Source organism: Pseudoalteromonas sp. SR44-8, assembly GCF_014163635.1.
Taxonomy (GTDB): domain Bacteria; phylum Pseudomonadota; class Gammaproteobacteria; order Enterobacterales; family Alteromonadaceae; genus Pseudoalteromonas; species Pseudoalteromonas rhizosphaerae.
In genome coordinates this window covers 53222-68945 of sequence record NZ_JACJDS010000028.1, presented here as the reverse complement: position 1 = coordinate 68945, position 15724 = coordinate 53222, and the positions used below count along the sequence as shown (strand labels likewise).

Annotated in this window: 12 protein-coding genes; all 12 read right to left on the bottom strand. The window is 43.5% G+C overall.

Annotated elements, in window-relative coordinates; all coding sequences use genetic code 11:
* A partial coding sequence (locus H5183_RS14720; RefSeq protein WP_246175643.1) for a GTP-binding protein occupies positions 1-161 on the bottom strand: 161 nt, incomplete at its 3' end.
* Positions 162-224: 63 nt separating this feature from the next.
* Positions 225-2339 carry an elongation factor G gene (gene fusA / locus H5183_RS14715; protein WP_145238305.1) on the bottom strand — a complete coding sequence of 705 codons (2115 nt, stop codon included), beginning with the start codon at positions 2337-2339 and terminating at the stop codon, positions 225-227.
* A 27-nt stretch (positions 2340-2366) separates the two neighbouring features.
* Complete coding sequence (gene rpsG / locus H5183_RS14710; protein WP_016710546.1) at positions 2367-2837, bottom strand: 30S ribosomal protein S7; 471 nt, start codon at positions 2835-2837, stop codon at positions 2367-2369.
* Between the two features lie 97 nt (positions 2838-2934).
* Entirely contained in the window at positions 2935-3309 is a 375-nt protein-coding gene (rpsL, locus tag H5183_RS14705; RefSeq protein ID WP_002958885.1) for a 30S ribosomal protein S12, read from the bottom strand.
* Between the two features lie 194 nt (positions 3310-3503).
* The gene (gene rpoC / locus H5183_RS14700) at positions 3504-7679 is read right to left on the bottom strand and encodes a DNA-directed RNA polymerase subunit beta' (RefSeq protein ID WP_145238302.1); all 4176 of its coding nucleotides are present in this window, start codon (positions 7677-7679) and stop codon (positions 3504-3506) included.
* 103 nt (positions 7680-7782) lie between these two features.
* Positions 7783-11808, bottom strand: coding sequence for a DNA-directed RNA polymerase subunit beta (rpoB, locus tag H5183_RS14695; RefSeq protein WP_182732023.1), 4026 nt, complete (start codon positions 11806-11808; stop codon positions 7783-7785).
* Positions 11809-12079: 271 nt separating this feature from the next.
* Positions 12080-12442, bottom strand: coding sequence for a 50S ribosomal protein L7/L12 (gene rplL, locus H5183_RS14690; RefSeq protein ID WP_064668694.1), 363 nt, complete (start codon positions 12440-12442; stop codon positions 12080-12082).
* A 76-nt stretch (positions 12443-12518) separates the two neighbouring features.
* Complete coding sequence (gene rplJ, locus H5183_RS14685; protein ID WP_145238296.1) at positions 12519-13013, bottom strand: 50S ribosomal protein L10; 495 nt, start codon at positions 13011-13013, stop codon at positions 12519-12521.
* Between the two features lie 322 nt (positions 13014-13335).
* Complete coding sequence (gene rplA / locus H5183_RS14680; protein WP_145238292.1) at positions 13336-14040, bottom strand: 50S ribosomal protein L1; 705 nt, start codon at positions 14038-14040, stop codon at positions 13336-13338.
* A gap of 4 nt (positions 14041-14044) precedes the next feature.
* Entirely contained in the window at positions 14045-14473 is a 429-nt protein-coding gene (rplK, locus tag H5183_RS14675; protein WP_008108462.1) for a 50S ribosomal protein L11, read from the bottom strand.
* Between the two features lie 216 nt (positions 14474-14689).
* Positions 14690-15247: a transcription termination/antitermination protein NusG gene (gene nusG, locus H5183_RS14670; RefSeq protein WP_145238289.1), complete on the bottom strand. Its 558-nt coding sequence runs from the start codon at positions 15245-15247 to the stop codon at positions 14690-14692.
* 4 nt (positions 15248-15251) lie between these two features.
* Positions 15252-15629: a preprotein translocase subunit SecE gene (gene secE, locus H5183_RS14665; protein WP_182732022.1), complete on the bottom strand. Its 378-nt coding sequence runs from the start codon at positions 15627-15629 to the stop codon at positions 15252-15254.
* Positions 15630-15724 lie beyond the last annotated feature (95 nt).

Below are 15724 nucleotides of genomic sequence, written 5' to 3'. Positions count from 1 at the left end.
GGAGCGTTATCGATTGATGCGAAATCTTTAGCAACACCGCCGTATACTTTTGCAAGTACGTTAGTGATTGCTGCAGTTAGGGTAGTTTTACCGTGGTCAACGTGGCCGATTGTACCTACGTTTACATGCGGTTTTACGCGTTCAAACTTTGCTTTTGCCATCTTAAAAAATTCCTATAAAGAAATTAAAGGTTCAGTCCACTGTGGACCAAACCGAGCTAAAAATTACTTAACAGCGCGAGCTGTAATTATTGTGTCCGCAACATGTTTCGAGGCTTCAGCGTACTTCAAAAACTCCATAGAGTATGAGGCACGGCCTTGTGTTGCAGATCGTAGATCAGTAGCATAACCAAACATTTCAGAAAGCGGAACCTGGGCGTTAATTAATTTAAGTCCACCTAGCGCATCTTCCATGCCTTCGATCATACCGCGGCGACGGTTTAAGTCACCAACTACATCACCCATGTTTGCTTCAGGAGTGAGTACTTCAACCTTCATCATTGGCTCTAATAGTACAGGGTCTGCTTGTAGCGCACCTTGTTTCATTGCCAGTGAACCCGCTATTTTAAATGCCATTTCATTCGAATCTACATCATGGAATGAACCATCATATAAAGTCGCTTTCACACCAAGTAATGGGTAGCCTGCCAGCACACCTTGAGACATTTGCTCTTGGATGCCTTTGTCTACCGCAGGGATGTATTCTTTTGGAACGGAGCCACCTACGGTTTCGTTAACGAACTCGTAAATTGGGGCTTCATCATCCGAAATATCCATCGGTTCAAGTTTAAGCCAGACATGACCATATTGACCACGTCCACCTGATTGACGTATGAATTTACCCTCAACTTTAACAGTTGAACGAATAGCTTCACGGTAAGAAACCTGCGGCTTACCAACGTTACATTCAACACTGAATTCACGTTTCATACGGTCGACAATGATATCAAGGTGAAGTTCACCCATACCAGAAATAATAGTCTGGCCTGATTCTTCGTCAGTTTGTACGCGAAAAGACGGATCTTCTGCCGCTAGTTTACCTAGCGCGATACCCATCTTATCTTGGTCAGCGATTGTGCGAGGCTCAACCGCAACAGAGATAACTGGTTCAGGGAATTCCATACGCTCAAGCGTAATAATAGAATTCGGATCACACAGTGTTTCACCTGTTGTTACGTCTTTGAGACCAATAGCAGCCGCAATATCACCTGCGTAGACTTCTTTGATCTCTTCACGTGAGTTTGAATGCATCTGAACGATACGGCCAAGACGCTCACGCTTACATTTTACTGGGTTGTATACCGCGTCACCCTGTTTAACAGTACCAGAGTAAACACGGAAGAAAGTTAAAGTACCAACGAACGGGTCTGTTGCAATTTTAAAAGCAAGTGCAGCAAACGGTGCGTTGTCATTAGCTGGACGTTCTTCCTCAGTACCATCTTCAAGGATACCTTGAATTTGTTTCACTTGTGTTGGTGCAGGCATATATTCAATAACGCCATCAAGCACAGCTTGAACGCCTTTATTTTTAAATGCACTACCACATGTGACTGGGACGATTTCGTTAGCCAATGTACGCTGACGCAAAGCATTTTTAATTTCTGCTTCGCTCAGGTCTTCACCTTCCAAATACTTATCCATTAGTTCTTCAGATGCTTCAGCGGCGCTTTCAACTAAGTTTGAGCGCCATTCTTCAGCTAAATCTTGAAGTTCTGCCGGTATTGCCTCATAGGTGAAAGTCATTCCCTGGTCTTCATCATTCCAGTTAATCATTTTCATTTTTATGAGGTCAATAACACCTTTAAAGTCGTCTTCAGCGCCTACTGGTAGCTGAATTGGAACAGGCGTTGCTCCAAGACGAGATTTCACCTGGCCAACAACCGTTAAGAAGTCAGCGCCCGTGCGATCCATTTTATTTACGAAGATCATTCTCGGAACTTCGTATTTGTTCGCTTGACGCCAAACTGTCTCAGTTTGCGGCTGTACACCAGATGAAGCACAAAGCACAACTACCGCACCATCAAGTACACGTAAAGAACGTTCTACTTCAATAGTGAAATCCACGTGCCCTGGAGTATCAATTATATTGATACGATGAGCGTCAAATTGCGCGTCCATCCCTTTCCAGAAACACGTTGTTGCAGCAGAAGTGATTGTGATACCACGCTCTTGTTCCTGCTCCATCCAGTCCATAGTTGCGGCGCCATCATGTACTTCACCGATCTTATGAGAAAGACCTGTGTAGAACAGAACACGTTCTGTTGTGGTGGTTTTGCCTGCATCTACGTGAGCAACAATACCGATATTGCGATAGCGCTCAAGTGGAGTTGTACGTGCCATAAAATCCTCTTAAAGGTTAAGGACAGATTACCAACGGTAATGTGCGAATGCTTTATTCGCTTCAGCCATACGGTGAACGTCTTCACGTTTCTTAACCGCAGTGCCTTTGTTGTCAGCAGCGTCAACAAGTTCTTGAGCTAAACGTAAGCCCATAGATTTCTCGCCACGCTTACGTGCAGCGTCTACTAACCAACGCATACCTAATGCGTTGCGACGTACTGGACGTACTTCTACTGGTACTTGATACGTTGAACCACCAACACGGCGAGATTTAACCTCAACCTGTGGACGGATGTTTTCAAGTGCAGTTTCAAAGATTTCAAGGTGCGATTTGCCTGATTTCTCAGCAGCCACATCTAGCGCACCGTAAACGATTTTTTCAGCAGTAGATTTCTTGCCGTCTAACATTACGATGTTAACGAATTTTGCAAGAAGTTCCGATCCGAACTTAGGATCTGGAAGAATTTTACGTTGACCTATTACGCGTCTTCTAGGCATTTTGTATCTCCGGTTTATTCAGGTTTGCTCTTTCGAGTCAATCACCCAAAACAATAATTAAAAATATTTAGTGCTTGGCCTTACTAACGGAATACAATTAGCCTTTAGGGCGTTTTGCACCGTATTTAGAACGAGCTTGACGACGGTCGCTAACGCCTGCACAGTCAAGTGCACCACGAACAGTGTGAAAACGCACACCTGGTAAATCTTTAACACGACCACCACGGATTAGGATTACACTATGCTCTTGAAGGTTATGACCTTCACCACCAATGTATGAAGTTACTTCGAAACCGTTAGTTAAACGTACACGAGCTACTTTACGTAACGCCGAGTTTGGTTTCTTAGGTGTAGTTGTATATACGCGAGTACATACACCGCGCTTTTGCGGACACGCTTTAAGCGCAGCTGAGTTACTTTTCGTAACCTTGCTACGACGTGGCTTACGCACTAGCTGGTTAATAGTTGCCATTTAAATAGCTCCTGAAATTAAAATTACTACTGAAAAAATAAAAAAATCCGCCCTTTATTTACAAGCTCGTACCAAACGTGCAGGTAAATGGGTGGCGGAATTTTAATGAGCAAAGATTGAGCTGTCAACCTAAACCGTTAGCAAGGCAGTAGATAACTGCCTTGCAAAAACCTAATCTATTGATTAAGTTAGATTTATTGATTTCCAGATAAATCCGCGTTTAAAGCATCAGTTAGCGCTTGAGTTGCCTCTTCTGCACTTACTGTTTGCTCTTCAACTACAACTTTGCTCTGCTTACGACGAGCCATACGTTCTTGATGATACGCAAAACCGGTACCGGCTGGGATCAAACGACCCACAATTACGTTTTCTTTCAGACCGCGAAGTTCATCGCTCTTACCATTTACAGCGGCTTCAGTTAGGACACGAGTTGTCTCCTGGAACGAGGCTGCCGAGATGAAAGATTCTGTGGCTAGTGATGCTTTAGTGATACCCATTAATTGGATTTCATATTTAGCAGGTAACTTGCCTTGAGCTTCTAAGTCGCGGTTTGCGATATTAACGCGTGCCACTTCAATTTGCTCACCGGCTAAGAATTCACTATGGCCGCCGTCAAGGATCGTACACTTACGGATCATTTGACGGATAATTGTTTCAATGTGCTTGTCATTGATCTTAACGCCTTGCAAACGGTAAACCTCTTGCACTTCGTTAACGATATAGTTAGCAACATGAGTCACACCACGTAGGCGTAAGATGTCATGTGGTGATTCAGGACCATCGGCGATAACTTCACCTTTAGACACTTGCTCACCCTCAAACACGTTAAGTTGACGCCACTTAGGGATCATTTCTTCGTAATGATCGCCTTCAGCTGGAGTAATAACTAAACGCTTCTTACCTTTAGTCTCTTTACCGAAGCTAATCGTACCGGTGATCTCAGCTAAGATAGCTGGCTCTTTCGGTTTACGCGCTTCAAATAAGTCGGCTACGCGTGGTAGACCACCCGTGATATCACGAGTTTTCGAACCTTCCTGCGGAATACGTGCTAACACGTCACCTGGGTTTGCCGTTACACCGTCTGTTACTTCAATCGTAGTGTATGAAGGAAGACGAGTTTCTTGCAGACCGCGCTCTTCACTTTCGATGATAAGCTTCGGCTCTTTCGCATTTATCTTAGCAAGATCTTTAACAACTACACGGGTTAAACCAGTTAGTTCATCAGTCTGTGCTTCAGTGTTTGAGTCATCGATATCGCTGAACGATACTTTTGACTTATGCTCAAGAACGATTGGGTGACTATGCGGGTCCCAAGTAGCAACGATGTCGTTACCTTGAACTTCCGTATTGTCTTGTACTGTTAATACCGCACCGTAAGGTACTTTATAACGCTCTTTCTCACGACCATGGCTATCGATGATAGTGATTTCAGTAGAACGAGAGGTAATAACAATCTTACCGTCAGTGTTTAATACATATTTTGCGTTATGAAGCTTCAATGTACCGTTAGTTTTAACTTGTACATTGTTTTCAGCAGACGCTCTTGATGCTGCACCACCGATGTGGAAAGTACGCATCGTAAGCTGTGTACCCGGCTCACCGATTGATTGCGCCGCGATAACACCTACTGATTCACCCGCGTTGATGATATGACCACGTGCAAGGTCACGACCGTAACACTTAGCACATACACCAAAGTCGTTATCACAGGTGATAACTGAACGTACGCGAACTTCATCTACTGAGTGCTCTTCTAAAAGATCACACAGTTTTTCGTCAAGCATGATATTACGCTCTACTAGTACTGTATTAGTACCAGGGATCACAATATCTTCAGCAACAACACGACCAAGTACACGTTCGCGAAGTGCTTCTACAACGTCACCACCTTCAATAAGCGGTTTCATTGTTAAGCCATCTTCTGTGCCACAATCGTCTTCGTTGATTACCAAATCTTGTGCAACGTCTACTAGACGACGCGTTAGGTAACCCGAGTTCGCTGTTTTCAGTGCTGTATCGGCAAGACCTTTACGCGCACCATGCGTTGAGATGAAGTACTGAAGTACGTTTAGACCTTCACGGAAGTTAGCGGTGATTGGCGTCTCGATGATTGAACCATCTGGACGTGCCATTAGACCACGCATACCTGCTAGCTGACGGATCTGAGCGGCACTACCACGAGCACCAGAGTCGGCCATCATAAACACTGAGTTAAATGACGGTTGCTCTTCTTCTTCACCTTGGGCATTGATAACCGTGTCTTTTGACAAGTTGGCCATCATTTCACGTGATAAGTTTTCATTTACACGTGACCAGATATCGATAACTTTATTGTACTTTTCACCAGCCGTTACAAGACCTGATTGGAATTGTTGGTTGATTTCAGTTACTTCAGCTTCAGCTGCTTCGATAATTGATGCTTTGATCGGTGGGATAACTAAGTCATCGATACCGATTGAAACACCTGACTTCATTGCGTAGTGGAAACCGGTATACATAACTTGGTCAGCAAAGATAACTGTATCTTTAAGACCAAGACGACGGTAACACTCGTTTAATAAGCCAGAAATTTGTTTCTTACCTAGGGCCTGATTGATTGACGAAAACGGCATGCCTTTTGGTAAAATAAGAGACAAAATTGCACGACCAACAGTTGTATCGATAACAGTTACAGTGTCTTCTACTACACCATTTTCGTTTTTAACTGATTCGCTAATACGTACTTTCACGCGAGCGTGAAGGTCGGCATTACCGCTGCGGTATGCTTTTTCTGCTTCTTTAGGATCTTTTAAGATCGCGCCTTCGCCTTTCGCGTTGATGCGGTCACGGGTCATATAATATAGACCCAATACAACGTCCTGTGATGGAACGATGATTGGCTCACCATTCGCAGGAGATAGGATGTTGTTTGTTGACATCATCAATGCACGAGCTTCAAGCTGCGCTTCAATCGTTAGCGGTACGTGTACCGCCATTTGGTCACCATCGAAGTCGGCGTTGTAGGCCGCACATACTAATGGATGCAAATGGATTGCTTTACCTTCGATAAGCACAGGTTCAAACGCTTGGATACCCAAACGGTGAAGTGTTGGTGCACGGTTAAGTAATACTGGATGTTCACGAATTACTTCGTCTAATACATCCCATACTTCCGGAACTTCACGCTCTACCATTTTCTTAGCAGCTTTGATTGTCGTAGCCATGCCGCGACGCTCTAGTTTGCCATAGATAAATGGTTTGAATAGCTCAAGTGCCATCTTCTTAGGAAGACCACATTGGTGAAGCTTAAGTGTAGGACCAACTGTGATTACAGAACGGCCTGAATAATCTACACGCTTACCAAGTAAGTTCTGACGGAAACGACCTTGCTTACCCTTGATCATATCAGCAAGAGATTTAAGCGGACGCTTGTTAGAACCTGTAATTGCACGACCACGACGACCGTTATCAAGTAGCGCATCAACCGCTTCTTGTAACATACGTTTTTCGTTGCGTACGATAATATCCGGTGCAGCTAAATCTAGTAGACGTTTAAGACGGTTATTACGGTTAATAACACGACGGTAAAGGTCATTTAGATCAGAAGTCGCAAAACGGCCACCATCAAGTGGTACTAATGGACGTAGATCAGGTGGCAATACTGGAAGTACTGTCATGATCATCCACTCAGGGTTATTACCTGATTGGTGGAACGATTCCATTAATTTAAGACGTTTAGTGATCTTCTTACGCTTAGTTTCAGAGTTAATTGTTGGTAACTCTTCACGCATTTCAGCAATTAATTGCGCAAGATCGAGTTCACGAAGCAAGTCTAATACAGCTTCAGCACCCATCTTCGCTTCAAACTCATCACCGTGCTCTTCTAGTGCATCTAGGTATTCTTCTTCACCTAATAGCTGACTACGCTCAAGCGTCGTCATGCCAGGCTCAGTTACTACGAATGATTCGAAGTAAAGAACACGTTCAATATCACGAAGCGTCATATCAAGCATTAAGCCGATACGTGACGGTAATGATTTTAAAAACCATATATGTGCAACTGGGCTCGCAAGGTCGATGTGACCCATACGATCGCGACGCACTTTAGTGAGTGTTACTTCAACGCCACACTTTTCACAGATCACACCACGGTGTTTAAGACGCTTATATTTACCACATAAGCATTCATAATCTTTCACTGGACCGAAAATACGGGCACAGAATAAGCCATCGCGCTCAGGCTTGAAAGTACGGTAGTTAATAGTCTCAGGTTTCTTTACTTCACCGTATGACCATGAACGAACCATGTCTGGTGAAGCAAGACCAATGCGAATTGCATCGAATTCTTCGGTCTTATTTTGTTGCTTCAGAAACTTAAGTAAGTCTTTCACCTTAGCTCTCCTGTCGGAGTTAATCTTGAGGACGGATGATTTCGTCCCTACATTCTATTCGGCCGTAACAGATGCTGCAGGCTAGCTGCAGCATCTAATTGGCTTAATTTTCTTCCAACTCGATGTTGATACCCAGTGAGCGGATTTCTTTCAACAATACGTTGAACGATTCTGGCATACCTGGTTCCATTTTATGGTTACCATCAACGATGTTTTTATACATCTTAGTACGACCGTTCACGTCATCCGATTTCACTGTTAACATTTCTTGTAGAGTGTAAGCGGCACCGTATGCTTCTAGTGCCCATACTTCCATCTCACCGAAACGCTGGCCACCGAACTGTGCTTTACCACCCAGCGGCTGCTGAGTAACAAGGCTATAAGAACCAGTAGAACGCGCATGCATTTTGTCATCAACTAAGTGATTCAGTTTCAGCATGTACATGTAACCAACAGTTACTTGACGTTCAAACTGATCGCCAGTACGGCCATCATAAAGTGTAACCTGACCACTACGAGGGTAGCCAGCTAGCTCAAGCATGTCTTTGATTTCGCTTTCTTTCGCGCCATCAAATGCAGGAGTAGCGATTGGTAAACCACCTTTTAAGTTTTCAGCCAAACGACGAATTTCGTCATCTGTGAAGCTAGCAATGTCTACGAACTGGCGAGATTCACCAATTTCGTATGCTTGCTTGATGAATTCACGTAGCTCATGAAGCTCACGTTGTTCTTTCATCATTTCTTCAATACGCTCACCAATACCACGAGCAGCTAGACCCATATGTGTTTCAAGGATCTGACCGATGTTCATACGTGATGGTACACCCAGCGGGTTAAGTACGATATCAACAGTACGACCTTTATCATCGTATGGCATATCTTCTACTGGTACGATAGTCGAGATAACACCTTTGTTACCGTGACGACCCGCCATTTTATCACCTGGTTGGATACGACGTTTAACAGCTAGGTATACTTTAACAATCTTAAGTACGCCTGGTGCTAGGTCATCACCTTGGGTAATTTTACGACGTTTGTTTTCAAACTTTTTATCGTATTCAGCTTTTAGCTCATCGTACTGGGCTGCTAGTTGCTCAAGTTCAGCTTGCTTATCTTCTTCAGCAAGGCTTTGAGTTAGTAGCTTCTCAGCATTCAATGACGCTAATCTATCTTCATCTTGACCGGCTGCGATAAGTAACTTACGAGCACGATCTAACACGCCTGCTTCAAGAATACGGAATTCTTCATTAAAGTCTTTTTTCGCGTCACGAAGTTGCATTTCTTCAACTTCTAGCGCGCGCTTGTCTTTTTCAACACCATCACGGGTGAAGACTTGCACGTCAATTACAGTACCTGTTACAGAGTTTGGTACACGTAATGAGCTGTCTTTAACGTCAGACGCTTTCTCACCAAAGATAGCTCGTAGTAGCTTCTCTTCAGGAGTTAATTGCGTTTCGCCTTTCGGAGTCACTTTACCTACTAGGATATCGCCGCCTTTAACTTCAGCACCGATATAAACAACACCTGATTCATCAAGCTTGCCTAGTGCAGATTCACCCACATTCGGGATATCTGCAGTGATCTCTTCAGGACCTAACTTAGTATCACGGGCAACACACTGTAGTTCTTGAATATGGATAGTCGTTAGACGATCTTCTTCAACTACGCGCTCTGATAGTAAGATTGAATCCTCGAAGTTATAACCGTTCCATGGCATGAATGCCACGCGCAAGTTTTGACCAAGGGCTAAGTCACCTAAGTCAGTCGAAGGACCATCTGCTAACACGTCACCACGAGTAACCGGTTCGCCAACCATACAAGTTGGTTTTTGGTTAATACATGTGTTTTGGTTAGAACGTGTGTATTTGGTTAAGTTGTAGATGTCGATGCCCGCTTCACCAGGGATGCGCTCTTCTTCATGTACATTAACAACGATGCGACTTGCGTCAGCATACATTACTTCACCACCACGTTTAGCAACAATCGTTACACCAGAATCTTTCGCTAGTGTTAACTCAATACCAGTACCTACTAACGGTTTGTCCGCTTTCAATGTTGGTACTGCTTGACGTTGCATGTTTGAACCCATCAATGCACGGTTAGCATCATCGTGTTCTAGGAACGGGATAAGTGCTGCCGCTACAGAGATCACCTGTTGTGGTGATACATCCATATATTGCTGGTCCATGCGACCCATAAAGGTAGATTCACCTTTGTGACGACATGGGATTAATTCATCAACAAACTCATTGGTTTCAGTTAAGTTTGAGTTCGCCTGTGCGATAACAAACTGACCTTCTTCAATGGCTGATAAGTAATCAACTTCATCAGTTACTACACCGTCTACCACTTTGCGGTAAGGTGTTTCTAAGAAACCATAGTCATTGGTACGTGCGTACGTAGACAATGAGTTAATTAGACCGATGTTTGGACCCTCAGGAGTCTCGATTGGACATACGCGACCATAGTGAGTTACGTGAACGTCACGTACTTCAAAGCCAGCGCGTTCACGTGTAAGACCGCCCGGCCCTAATGCAGAAATACGACGTTTGTGCGTCACTTCTGATAGCGGGTTATTTTGGTCCATGAACTGTGATAACTGAGACGAACCAAAGAACTCTTTAACTGCTGCCGAAATAGGCTTAGCGTTAATAAGATCTTGTGGCATGATCGCATCTAGGTCACCTAAGCTTAAACGCTCACGTACCGCACGCTCTACACGTACTAAACCTACACGGAACTGATTCTCAGCCATTTCGCCAACACTACGAATACGACGGTTGCCTAAGTGGTCGATATCATCAACATCGCCTTGACCGTTACGAATAGAAATTAATACTTTCATAACAGACACGATGTCTTCTTTGCTTAATGTGCCTGGGCCTGTGTCAGTGTCATAACCAACACGGCTATTGAACTTCATACGACCTACAGTAGATAAGTCATAACGTTCTTCAGAGAAGAACAAGTTCTCAAATAAGGCTTCAGCCGCGTCTTTCGTCGGTGGCTCGCCTGGGCGCATCATGCGATAAATTTCTACTAGTGCTTCTAAGCGGTTAGTGCTTGAATCGATACGTAACGTATCAGAAATATATGCACCGCTGTCCACTTCATTGATATATAGAGTATCAATTTTAGTGTGACCTGCTTTAACCAATTCAGCCATTAACTCTAAAGTTAATTCATCATTCGCGTTTGCAATCACTTCACCCGTTGACTCATCAACGTAGTTTTTAGCAATTACACGGCCAATGATATACTCATGGGGTACTTCTAAATGGCTAATGCCTTTTTTCTCAATGCTCTTGATATGACGCGCTGTTACACGACGGCCAGACTCAACGAACACTTCACCGTCTTCACTTTTTATATCAAAGGCAGCGGTTTCACCACGTAAACGTGATGGCACAAGTTCCATAAGAACTTTACCGTCAGTTACTTCAAACGCAGTGGTTTCGAAGAAGATGTTTAAGATCTCTTCTGTCGTGTACTCAAGTGCACGCAACATGATTGACGCCGGTAATTTACGACGACGGTCAATACGTACATATAAGTTATCTTTTGCATCAAACTCAAAATCTAACCATGAACCACGGTATGGGATAACACGTGCGTTATAAAGCACTTTACCTGATGAGTGAGTTTTACCGCGGTCGTTATCAAAGAATACACCAGGGCTACGGTGTAGCTGAGAAACGATAACACGCTCTGTACCATTGATTACAAAAGTACCGGTATCGGTCATGAGCGGAATTTCGCCCATGTAAACTTCTTGCTCTTTAATGTCTTTAACTGTGCCTGGCGCTTCTTTATCCATCACCACAAGGCGTAGTTTTACGCGAAGTGGAGCAGAATAAGTCACACCGCGAATTTGACATTCTTTTACATCGAAAACTGGCTCACCAATACGATAACTTACGTATTGAAGCTCAGAATTTCCCGAGTAGCTTTTGATTGGGAACACAGAACGGAAGGCAGCTTCCAAACCATGATCGCCATCAGCGTCCGGCACTAAGAATTTTTTAAACGATTCTAACTGCGTTGACAGTAAGAAAGGTATATCCAAAACTTGTGGACGTTTACCAAAATCCTTACGGATACGTTTCTTTTCAGAATAAGAGTAAGCCATGGGGTTCCTCAGCTTGCTGATCTTTGACCCGACCTGTTCTTGTAAGAACAGACTTAACTGGCATCTAAGCCAAGATTGTACAACATTTAATTGTTGTTCCAATTAACTCCCACTTTAACACTAGCAAACTATAAAGCGTTGAAAGTAAAGAGAAAATCAGATTTTATTTGAGCTATAGGAATACATCGCTCTATAGCGCAAAAAGGCCGGTGATTAAATAATCACCAGCCCTTGCCTGATTTCTCAGACAGCGAACTTAGCAAAAGCTAAATTACTTAACCTCAACTTCAGCACCAGCTTCAGTAAGGTCTTTAGCAAGAGCTTCAGCTTCTTCTTTAGATACACCTTCTTTAACAGGTGTAGGAGCAGCTTCAACAAGAGCTTTCGCTTCTTTAAGGCCTAGGCCAGTTGCGCTACGAACAGCTTTGATTGCCGCAACTTTATTAGCGCCAGCGCCAGTAAGGATTACGTCAAATTCTGTTTTCTCTTCAGCAGCTTCAGCAGCAGGACCTGCTACCATAGCAGCTGCAGCAGTTACGCCGAATTTTTCTTCCATTGCTTCAACAAGAGCAACAACGTCCATTACTGACATTTCAGCAATTGCGTCAAGGATTTGGTCTTTAGTTACAGACATTACAAATTTCCTAATAATTAACGGACTCTAGGTCCAAAAAAATTTTACACCGAAAGATTGATTAAACAGCTTAAAATTAAGCAGCTTGCTCTTCTTTCTGTACACGTACTGCTTCAATTGTTTTACACAATTTGCCAGCAGACGCTTCTTTCATAGCGCTCATTAAGCGTGCAACAGCTTCGTCGTATGTAGGTAATGTAGCAAGCATTGCTGCATCAACAACATTTCCTTCAAAAGCGGCCGTTTTAAGCTCAAATTTCTCGTTCTTCTTTGCAAAAGCAGAAAAGATACGCGCAGCAGCACCTGGGTGCTCTGATGAGAAAGCGATTAAGCTTGGACCAACAAATGAATCAGAAAGGCACTCAAACTGTGTTCCTTCAAGAGCACGTTTTGCTAAAGTGTTACGGACAACTTTCATCCAAACACCATTTGCACGAGCTTCTTTACGAAGGGCAGTGATTGCGCCAACTGTTACACCACGAGAATCTGCAACAACTGCAGATAGAGCACCATTGGCTGCTTCGTTGACTTCAGCAACAATTGCTTTTTTGCCTTGAAGATTTAAAGCCATGGGTGTTACTCCTGGTTTAATGGGTTACCGTACATCGGCTTCCCTGTTCTACTCTTCCCTACCAAACAAGATAGAGATGCTTTTTACGGCGAGAGCCAGAAGATTAGGAAAAATCTATCTGGGGATTCACACCGTCTACGTAGGTGAATATTAAGGCCGAAGCCACCTACGGTCTTGGACGGAAGCCCAATTTATCGTTTTGCCCGAAGGCGCACCGAAATTATGGACTTCAACCCGAATTCTTTACTTGTTGAGAAAACAAAATTTCTCAACAAAATGGCGCAAAATTATAGTATAAATTTCACGCCATGTAAACACTCAATTAAACAACAGTTGTTGTTAAAGTGCTTTGGTCAACAGAAACACCTGCGCCCATTGTTGTAGAGATGGTTACTTTCTTAACGTAAACACCTTTTGCTTGTGAAGGCTTAGCCTTCTTAAGCGCAACAATTAGCGACTCAAGGTTTTGTTGAAGTTGCTCAACTGTGAAATCAACCTTACCAATAGTAGTATGGATGATACCATTTTTGTCATTGCGGTAACGCACTTGACCAGCTTTAGCATTTTTAACTGCTTCTGCAACGTTAGGTGTTACAGTACCAGTTTTAGGGTTTGGCATTAGACCACGTGGGCCTAAGATTTGACCTAGTTGACCAACAACACGCATAGCGTCTGGTGATGCAACAACAACGTCAAAGTTCATCTCGCCTTTCTTAACTAGCTCAGCAAGATCTTCCATACCTACTAGTTCAGCACCAGCTTCTTTCGCAGCTTCTGCGTTAGCGCCTTGTGTGAACACTGCAACGCGAACGTCACGACCAGTACCGTTAGGTAGTACAGTTGCACCACGAACGTTTTGGTCAGATTTACGAGCATCGATACCAAGGTTAACAGCAACGTCAACACTTTCTACGAATTTAGCTGTCGCTAACTCTTTTAAAAGAGCAACTGCTTCGGTGATTTCGTAATCTTTAGTCGCTTCCACTTTTTCGCGGATAGTACGCATACGTTTAGTTAATTTAGCCATTATCTTAGTCCTCTACGTTCAAGCCCATCGCACGCGCAGAACCTGCGATAGTGCGAACCGCAGCTTCTAAATCAGAAGCTGTAAGGTCAGGTTTCTTTGTCTCAACGATTTCTTCAAGTTGAGCACGAGTTACTGTGCCTACTTTTTCAGTGTTAGGACGGCCTGAACCAGATTTGATACCTGCAGCTTTCTTAAGTAAGTAAGCAGCCGGTGGCGTTTTCATGTCGAACGTAAATGAACGGTCGCCGTAAACAGAGATCACTACAGGAACTGGAGCGCCTTTTTCGATAGATTCTGTACGTGCGTTGAACGCTTTACAGAATTCCATGATGTTTACACCGTGTTGACCTAGTGCTGGACCTACTGGAGGACTAGGGTTAGCCATACCAGCAGCAACTTGTAGCTTGATTAGAGCTTCAACTTTCTTAGCCATTATAAATACCTCATTAGGTGGGTCTTAGCCTTGTGCGCGCGAGGACGCGTACTCTAGCGGCTTCCCAGTTTAAAAATTGGTTTCTCACTTTTCTGTATACAAACCAAGAAATGCTTACTTTGAATACAAAAAGGCCGCTGATTATAAGTTAATCAGCGGCCTTTTTCAAGCTTTATACCAAACAATATATTTTTTGGTATAAATCAATTAATTTGTTTATCTATCTTGCTCAACTTGACCAAATTCAAGTTCAACAGGAGTAGAACGACCAAAGATAAGTACCGATACTTTTACGCGGCTCTTTTCATAGTCAACAGCTTCAACCACACCACTGAAATCAGCAAATGGGCCGTCAACAACACGTACCACTTCACCTGGTTCAAATAACGTTGCAGGCTTAGGCGCTTCAGCGTTTTCTTGTAAGCGGTTAAGAATGCGATCAGCTTCTTTAGCGCTAATTGGTGCTGGACGATCAGACGTACCACCGATAAAGCCCATAACACGCGCGGTGCTATTTACTAAATGCCAGCTTTTATCGTTCATATCCATTTGGATAAGTACATAACCTGGGAAGAATTTGCGCTCAGATTTACGCTTTTGACCAGCGCGCATCTCAACCACTTCTTCAGTAGGTACTAATACTTCACCAAAGCTATCTTCCAAACCTTCGATCTTGATATGCTCAAGAATAGTTTGTGCAACACGCTTCTCATAACCTGAGAAAGCCTGTACTACGTACCAACGTAGTTTCTTTTCGTTGTTCTCATCCGACATGGGATCAGATCTCCAATCCAGTTAAAAAGCCTACTGCGCGGAATAAAATGCCATCTAATCCCCAAAGGATAAGTGCCATAATCGCAGTTGCAACCATTACAATAAATGTCGTATGGGTAGTTTCTTGGCGCGTAGGCCACACTACTTTACGTACTTCGATGCGTGCTTCTTTTGCAAAAGCAAGGAAGGTACGCCCTTTTTCAGTTTGTGATGCAATCCCCAAACCAGCGGCAACAGCAACAACAACACTAATAGCACGTAATAACACAGACTGATCTGCGTACATATAATTACCAACTACTGCGCCTGCAAGTAGCGCAATTGCCACAAGCCACTTTACTGAATCCATCGCACTTGATGGAGTTTCTACATTCGTGCTCATAATATTATTACCTTAACTACAGACACAACAACCCTACACTATGGCAGGGTTAATCCATTAAAATCCAAACTTAAAAACAGACTTATTTAAACCGA

Excerpts from the sequence above, each read along its gene's own strand:
- fusA (WP_145238305.1), bottom strand. The coding sequence starts at position 2,339 with ATGGCACGTACAACTCCACTTGAGCGCTATCGCAATATCGGTATTGTT.
- rpsG (WP_016710546.1), bottom strand. The coding sequence starts at position 2,837 with ATGCCTAGAAGACGCGTAATAGGTCAACGTAAAATTCTTCCAGATCCT.
- rpsL (WP_002958885.1), bottom strand. The coding sequence starts at position 3,309 with ATGGCAACTATTAACCAGCTAGTGCGTAAGCCACGTCGTAGCAAGGTT.
- rpoB (WP_182732023.1), bottom strand. The coding sequence starts at position 11,808 with ATGGCTTACTCTTATTCTGAAAAGAAACGTATCCGTAAGGATTTTGGT.
- rplL (WP_064668694.1), bottom strand. The coding sequence starts at position 12,442 with ATGTCTGTAACTAAAGACCAAATCCTTGACGCAATTGCTGAAATGTCA.
- rplJ (WP_145238296.1), bottom strand. The coding sequence starts at position 13,013 with ATGGCTTTAAATCTTCAAGGCAAAAAAGCAATTGTTGCTGAAGTCAAC.
- rplA (WP_145238292.1), bottom strand. The coding sequence starts at position 14,040 with ATGGCTAAATTAACTAAACGTATGCGTACTATCCGCGAAAAAGTGGAA.
- rplK (WP_008108462.1), bottom strand. The coding sequence starts at position 14,473 with ATGGCTAAGAAAGTTGAAGCTCTAATCAAGCTACAAGTTGCTGCTGGT.
- nusG (WP_145238289.1), bottom strand. The coding sequence starts at position 15,247 with ATGTCGGATGAGAACAACGAAAAGAAACTACGTTGGTACGTAGTACAG.
- secE (WP_182732022.1), bottom strand. The coding sequence starts at position 15,629 with ATGAGCACGAATGTAGAAACTCCATCAAGTGCGATGGATTCAGTAAAG.